Origin of the sequence: Oryzisolibacter propanilivorax, assembly GCF_900103645.1 — a bacterium.
Lineage (GTDB): Bacteria > Pseudomonadota > Gammaproteobacteria > Burkholderiales > Burkholderiaceae_C > Melaminivora > Melaminivora propanilivorax.
Genome location: NZ_FNHP01000009.1, coordinates 140,266 through 147,167, shown reverse-complemented (window position 1 = coordinate 147,167; position 6,902 = coordinate 140,266). Strand labels below are relative to the sequence as shown.

At 68.1% G+C, this 6,902-nt stretch carries 8 protein-coding genes; all 8 read right to left on the bottom strand.

Annotated elements, in window-relative coordinates:
- A partial coding sequence (locus tag BLQ61_RS14350) for a VirB4 family type IV secretion/conjugal transfer ATPase (RefSeq protein ID WP_483823611.1) occupies window positions 1–1,205 on the bottom strand: 1,205 nt, incomplete at its 3' end.
- A gap of 12 nt (window positions 1,206–1,217) precedes the next feature.
- Window positions 1,218–1,502, bottom strand: a complete 285-nt coding sequence (locus tag BLQ61_RS14345) for a VirB3 family type IV secretion system protein (protein ID WP_091571736.1) — start codon at window positions 1,500–1,502, stop codon at window positions 1,218–1,220.
- Window positions 1,499–1,876: a TrbC/VirB2 family type IV secretion system protein gene (locus tag BLQ61_RS14340; protein ID WP_091571734.1), complete on the bottom strand. Its 378-nt coding sequence runs from the start codon at window positions 1,874–1,876 to the stop codon at window positions 1,499–1,501. Before BLQ61_RS14340 ends, BLQ61_RS14345 begins: the two co-directional genes overlap by 4 nt.
- On the bottom strand, window positions 1,873–2,958 hold the full coding sequence (trbB, locus tag BLQ61_RS14335) for a P-type conjugative transfer ATPase TrbB (RefSeq protein WP_091571731.1): 1,086 nt from the start codon (window positions 2,956–2,958) through the stop codon (window positions 1,873–1,875). The genes BLQ61_RS14340 and trbB overlap by 4 nt, the downstream gene beginning before the upstream one ends.
- A complete protein-coding gene (locus tag BLQ61_RS14330; protein WP_091571728.1) occupies window positions 2,955–3,413 on the bottom strand; it encodes a ribbon-helix-helix protein, CopG family in 459 nt (152 codons plus the stop codon). The genes trbB and BLQ61_RS14330 overlap by 4 nt, the downstream gene beginning before the upstream one ends.
- Complete coding sequence (locus tag BLQ61_RS14325; RefSeq protein WP_091571726.1) at window positions 3,410–5,419, bottom strand: conjugal transfer protein TraG; 2,010 nt, start codon at window positions 5,417–5,419, stop codon at window positions 3,410–3,412. The genes BLQ61_RS14330 and BLQ61_RS14325 overlap by 4 nt, the downstream gene beginning before the upstream one ends.
- Before the next feature lie 220 nt (window positions 5,420–5,639).
- A complete protein-coding gene (locus BLQ61_RS14320; RefSeq protein ID WP_091571724.1) occupies window positions 5,640–5,906 on the bottom strand; it encodes an EexN family lipoprotein in 267 nt (88 codons plus the stop codon).
- A 75-nt stretch (window positions 5,907–5,981) separates the two neighbouring features.
- Window positions 5,982–6,875: a LysR family transcriptional regulator gene (locus BLQ61_RS14315; protein WP_091571721.1), complete on the bottom strand. Its 894-nt coding sequence runs from the start codon at window positions 6,873–6,875 to the stop codon at window positions 5,982–5,984.
- Window positions 6,876–6,902 lie beyond the last annotated feature (27 nt).

Below are 6,902 nucleotides of genomic sequence, written 5' to 3'. Positions count from 1 at the left end.
GGCATCATGTGCGCCAGGTTCAGCGTCGAGACGATGGGCTGGCGCACGTTGGCGTAGGCATTGCCCGGAATGGACGACAGCCAGGCATCCACGGCGTTGAGCGTTTCCGGGATGGTGACGAAGCCCCGGCCCTGGATGGCACGCTCCACCCTGCGCAGCTTCTCGTCGGCCACGGCCGGATCGGCATCGAGCACCGTCACCGTGGCGGTGAGGTAGCCGAAGGCGACCTGATCACTGCCCAGCTCCTGCAAAGCAGCGTCCGCGTCAGACGCCTTGTTGTTCGCATCGGTATCGACCAGCGGGCTTTCCTGCTGGAAGATGGTTTCGCGCAGCAGCGCGATGACGTTCTTGCGCTTGGCGAACCACTGGCGGCGCAGGCGCCCCAATTCCCGTTCCGCCTCGGCTTTGTCCAGGCACAGAAAGCGCGTACTCCAGCGGTACGCAAAGCCCAGGCGGTTGAGGTCGTCCAGAATCCCCGTCCAGGTCGAGGTCGGGAAACCCCGCACCGACACCACCCGCAAATGCTGCTCGCCCAGCATGGGCGCCAGACCACCGACCAGGGTGGAGTCTGTCAGCAGCGCGTCGATATGGAACGGCACTTCGGGCACGCCCACGCGATAGTGCCGCGTCGAGATGGTGGCGTGCAGATACGTCAAGGTCTGGCTGTCGTCCAGCCAGGCGATCTCCGGCATCACGCCGTCGAGCAGGTCGAAGACGCGATCCGTTTCCGCGACGAAGGCCGCCAGGCGCTCGCGCCAGTCCACGCCTTCGGTGGGGCGGTTCTCGTACAGCATCCCGGCCGCGCGGGCGTGGGATTCTTCGGGCGGCAGGAACACCAGCGTCAGGTGGTAGCCACTCTCGAAGTGGTGGCCCGAGTCCTCGAAGGCGGCCCGGCGCTCCTCGTCCACCAGCCAGGACAGGGGTTCCGGAAAGTCCGAATGCGGGTAGTCGGCGGCCGCACGGCGTTCGGCCTCCACGAACACTGCCCATCCCGACCCCAACCGGCGCAGCGCGTTGTTGAGCCGTGCCGACGTGGCGATCAGCTCGCCCTGCGTCGCGCTGTCCAGGTCCGGCCCCCGAAACCGCGCCGTGCGCTGGAACGAACCATCCTTGTTCAGCACCACGCCCGGTGCCACCAACCCGGCCCAGGGCAGCCAGTCGGCCAGCAGCGCGGGCCGCTGGCGGTATTCGGCGAGGTTCAGCATCTTCGCGTCCCCTCACACGTCCAGCAGCGGTCGGTGCTTGATGTGCCGCGCAAAGACCTGCATGAACTGCGGATCGACACGCGCACCCCACACCGCCAGCGAGTGGCCGACGATCCAGAGCACCACGCCGGGAATCCACAGTTGCAGGCCCAGCCCCACGGCGGCGGCCAGCGTGCCGTTGGCAATCGCCACGGTGCGCGGCGCGCCGCCCATCAGGATCGGCTCGGTCAGCGAGCGGTGCAGCGGAATCTCGAACCCATTGGCGAACCCGGCCGCGAAGGCATCCGGGCTGCTCATACGACCGCCCCGCCCGAGAAGCTGAAGAACGACAGGAAGAAGCTCGACGCGGCAAACGCGATGGACAGGCCGAACACGATCTGGATCAGCTTGCGGAAACCGCCCGACGTGTCGCCGAACGCGAGCGCCAGGCCGGTCGCAATGATGATGATCACCGCCACGATGCGCGCCACCGGCCCCTGAATGGATTCGAGGATGGACTGCAGCGGGCCTTCCCACGGCATCGCGGAACCAGCGGCCTGCGCCGTACCGGCCAGCAAGAGCATCAGCGCAGACAACAACAGCCCTTGCGCCGCAGGGCGCGCCAGGCTGCGCAGCCTGGCCGGGCTGAAAACCGGATGTACAGAAATACGGAAAGCATCAACGTGCGTCATGGCAGTTCTCCAGAGGGATTGAGGGATGGGGACAGGGACGAGGAAGGCGCCGCACCGGGTGCGGCGTCGGGAATCGGCGGCAGCTCGGGCAATGGCGCGTCCAGCGCGTCCATTGCGTTCGCCAGGCCATCCGCCAATCGGTAGCCCGCGCCGTCGAAGCCGACGACGCGGGCGATGCTCTCGATGCGGCGTTTGCGCCCGCGCCCGCCGATGTGGATCACCACGTTGACCGCCTCGGCGATCAGCGCACGCGGCGGGTTCACTGCCACTTCGAGAATCAGTTGTTCCAGGCGCAGCAGCGCGCCCAGTGCGGTGCCGGCGTGGATCGTGGCGATGCCGCCGGGGTGGCCCGTGCCCCAGACCTTGATGAGATCCAGCGCCTCGGGGCCGCGCACCTCGCCCACCACCACGCGGTCCGGCCGCAGGCGCATGGAGGAGCGCACCAGCTCGGTCATGGACACCACGCCCGCGCGCGTGCGCAGTGGCACGTGGTCGCGCGCGGCGCATTGCAGCTCCACCGTGTCTTCGAGCACCAGCACACGGTCGCCCGTGGCGGCGATCTCGGCCAGCAGCGCGTTGGCCAAGGTGGTCTTGCCCGTGCTGGTGCCGCCCGCGATCAGGATGTTCTGGCGCTCGCGCACGGCCCGCACCAGAAACCCCGCCTGGTCGGCCGTCATCATCCCGTCGATGACGTAGCGCTCCAGCGGGATCACGCCAACGGCGCGCTTGCGCAGCGCGAAGGCCGGGCCGGGCGCGGCCGGCGGCAGGATGCCCTCGAAGCGCTCGCCCGTCTCGGGCAACTCGGCTGTGAGCAGCGGCTGGCCGCGATGCACCTCCGCACCGACGTGGGCCGCCACCAGGCGGATGATGCGTTCGCCATCGGCCTCGGGCAGCTCCACGCCCATCGGCGCGCGGCCCGATGACAGCCGGTCGATCCAGAGTGTGCGGTCGGGGTTGAGCATGATCTCCACCACGTCGGGGTCTTCCAGCACGGCGGCGATCAACGGCCCCATCGCCGTGCGCAGCATGCGGATGCGCCGGTCCAGGGAGGTGGCGGTGAACGATGCAGGAACAGTGGTCATGGGCTGCGCTCCTGTTCCTCGCTCACGCGGGACGGATCAGGATGCAGTTCCTCCACCACGTCACGCACCAGGCTGCGCCCGCGCAGCAGGTGGCGACCCAACTGCTCCACGAACTGCTCGAAACGGGCCTTGCCCTGCGCGCGTGCCGCGTCCTGATGGGCTTCGGGCACCGGCGTGCTCACCGTGAGGAAGTAGCGGATGAACAGCGCCAGCGTCTCGATCTGGATGTTCTGGTCGCGCTCCAGACGCTCGGCCTGGCGCGACAGGCGATCCAGGCGTTTGGCGATGGCCGCCTCGCGCTGGTCGCCGGCATCGGGCGACAGCCAGGACGCCAAGGCAGCGGCAACGATGGACGACTTGGACACGCCTTTCTTGGCGGCCAGTTCGTCCAGGCGCCTGGCGTGCTCGTGCTGGATGAACAGGTTGAGGCGGTAGCTGGAACGATGAGGGCTCATAGGTCGATTCCGTCGTTGGGGTCGAGGGATGCCAGCCGGGCCGTGCGCTGCATGGCGGGATCGAGCTGGCGAGGGAGGGGAAGCGGCGTGTCGTCGTCGTCATCGAGCAACCCGAGGTCTGGCGCGGGCGCGGCCAGCGCGGGGTCGTAGGCGACGGTCTCCGTCAGCTCGGGCTGGCGGCGTGGGCCGCCGTCGTCGGCGCTGCCGAAGTCATGGGCGGATGGCGTAGCGGCTGCGTCAGGCGCGGCAGGCGTTGAAGGAATCGCCAGCCCGCTCCAGTCGTCCGGGCGCGACGGCGGCGCATCGGCGTACTGCCCGGCCGCAAGCACTGGCGGCGGCAGCACCCTGCGCTTGAAGTTGCCGTCCGCGTAGTAGCGCAGCTTCTTGGCCCTGATCGGCGCCACGCTGGAGACCATCACCACCGCTTCATCGGGTGGGAGTTGCATCACCTCGCCCGGCGTCAGCAGCGGCCGCGCCGTCTCCTGGCGCGAGACCATCAAATGCCCCAGCCACGGCGCAAGCCGGTGGCCGGCGTAGTTGCGCTGCGCGCGCAGCTCGGTCGCCGTGCCCAGCGTCTCGGAAATGCGTTTGGCTGTGCGTTCGTCGTTGGTGGCGAAGGTCACGCGCACATGGCAGTTGTCCAGAATCGAATGGTTCTGGCCGTAGGCCTTGTCGATCTGGTTGAGCGACTGCGCGATCAGGAAGCTACGGATGCCGTAGCCCGCCATGAAGGCCAACGCCGTCTCGAAGAAGTCCAGGCGACCCAGCGCCGGGAACTCGTCGAGCATCAGCAGCAGTTTGTGGCGGCGCGCGATGCCGTCGGAGCCATCGAGCGATTCGGTGAGGCGCCGACCGATCTGGTTGAGGATCAGCCGGATCAGTGGCTTGGTGCGGCTGATGTCCGAGGGCGGGACCACCAGGTACAGCGACACCGGATGCTCTGCTGCGATCAGGTCGGCGATGCGCCAGTCGCAGCGCGAGGTGACTTCGGCCACCGTGGGATCGCGGTACAGGCCGAGGAACGACATGGCCGTGGACAGCACACCCGAGCGTTCGTTGTCGCTCTTGTTGAGCACTTCGCGCGCCGCAGAGGCGACGACCGGATGAGGCCCATCGCCCAGATGGGCCGTGGTCATCATCCGGTGCAGCGTCAGCTCGAACGGGCACGCCGGATCGCTGAGGAAGTTGGCCACGCCGCGCAGCGTCTTGTCCTCGCCCGCGTACAGCACATGCAGGATGGCACCCACCAGCAGTGCGTGCGATGTCTTCTCCCAATGGTTGCGCTTCTCCAGCGCGCCTTCGGGATCGACCAGGATGTCGGCGATGTTCTGCACGTCGCGCACCTCATGCGCGCCGCGCCGCACCTCCAGCAGTGGGTTGTAGGCTGCCGACTTCGCATCCGTGGGGTTGAACAGCAGGCAGTGCGAGAAGCGCGAGCGCCAGCCTGCGGTGATCTGCCAGTTCTCGCCCTTGATGTCGTGGATGACGGCGGACGCGGGCCAGGACAGCAGCGTCGGCACCACCAGGCCCACGCCCTTGCCCGAGCGCGTGGGCGCGAAGGTCAGCACGTGTTCCGGGCCTTCATGGCGCAGGTAGTGCTGGTCGTGCTGCCCAAGGAACACGCCTGCAGGCTGGGTCAGCCCGGCCTGGCGCACGTCCTGCGCATTCGCCCACCGCGCCGTGCCGTAGGTCGTGACCAGCTTGGCCTGCCGAGAGCGCCAGATCGACATGCCGATGGCCACCAGCACCGCCACCAGGCTGCTCCCGCCCGCGATGGCGCCACCCGTGTCGAAAACCTGCGGCGCATAGGCGTCGAAGAAGAACCACCACTCGAACAGCCGCCACGGGTGGTAGATCGGTGTGCCGAAGACATCGAACCAGGGCAGGCCCAGGCGTGGCTGGTAGCCCAGGGCGGCGGCGGTCCACTGCGTGGCGCCCCACACCCCGGCGATCACGATGCCGAACACCACGGCGATCTGACCGAACAGCACGTTCGTTCCCTGCATGCCTTGAGCCTCCGTTCACGGCACAGGAACGTGCCGCACCCTTCAGGATCGGTGCCGTGGGAGGCTGCGGTCAAAGACCGTTATCGGGACGTCGATGCCGCAAAAAGCATTGGTTCCAGCACTGGCGCGGCCAGCGAAAACGCCGCAAGCGCAGGCGCGTTGCGGCGTGTGGAGCACATTCATGCGCCTGCTGTTGCAGGCGGCAGACGATCCGGGTCCGTCAGAACTTGGGCTGCTCTTTGGGTGGGGTGTAGGGCACCTTGCCGTCACCGACAAAGCGCCGCCGCGTGGCTTCAGCCACCCGGTTGCACAGCTCGTCGCCCAGCTTGGCGCGGTCGGTCTTGCACTGCTGGCGCAGTTCCTTGAGGCGCTCGGGGTTGCCGACGAGGAACTCCACCGTCTCCGTGCTGCTGGCGGACTGGCCACAGGCGGCCAACAGCACCGCCAGCGGCAAGGACAGCAGCGCGATGGGTTGGAAAGGCTTCATGGCTTGCGTCCTCCAAGGTGTGGTGCAGTGGTACGGTAGTGCGTGAGGGGATGTACGGGTTGGGAACGCCACGCGCTATGCATTGCCCGGCCCCAGGGACTCCAGCCGCTCGATGAAGCGGGCCAAGGCCTGCGAAGGCTCCGCATCCGGGCGCAGCAGGTAGGTGGTGAGCATCGGGGGCCGCCCGGCCAGGGGGCGTGCGACCACGTTGGGCTCGCGCGTGGACGCGATGTGTGCGGCACCCGCCAGCCCCAGGGCCAAACCGGCGGACACCAGCGTCATCATGACCTCGAAGGTCGCCACGCGCTGCACGATCAAGGGCTCCTTGTCGTGCTTGCGCAGGATGCGATCCACCTGCCGCACGTGGCCCTCGCAGGCATTGGGGTCTCCCAGCACCAGCGGATAGCGCAGCACCTCGTCCAGCGGAACGCGCTTGTAGGCCAGCACGGGGTGGCGCGCGGGCACCGCCACCATCAGCTCGTCCTCCCAGGTCGGCTCGACGATGAGGCCTTCGCCCACCTCGTCGGACATGGAGAAGCCCGCGTCATACAGGTCGTCGTGCAGGCCCTTGATCTGCTGGGCCAGCGTCACCTCGAACAGGCGGATCTCGATCTCCGGGTCTTCCTCGCGGCACCGCGCCAACAGCGCGGGCAGGCGCGAGGGCGTGATCCGGTCCGACAGCGCGATGCGCAACTGCCCATGAAAACCATTGGCCGCCGCCTTCACGCTGTCGCGCGCCTGCTCCAGCGCCAGGAACACGCGCGGCGCGTGCTCCTGCAGCAGCTTGCCAGCCCGCGTCAGCCGCGTGCTGCGGCTGGTGCGCACGAAGAGCAAGGTGCCCAGTTCTTCTTCCAGCTCCTTGATCGCCCGTGACAGGGGCGATTGCTCCATGTGCAGCCGCTCAGCCGCACGGGCGAAGTGCAACTCCTCGGCCACTGCCATGAAGCAACGCAGATGCCGCAAGTCCATGGCACGCCTCCCAACACTACGCTCGAT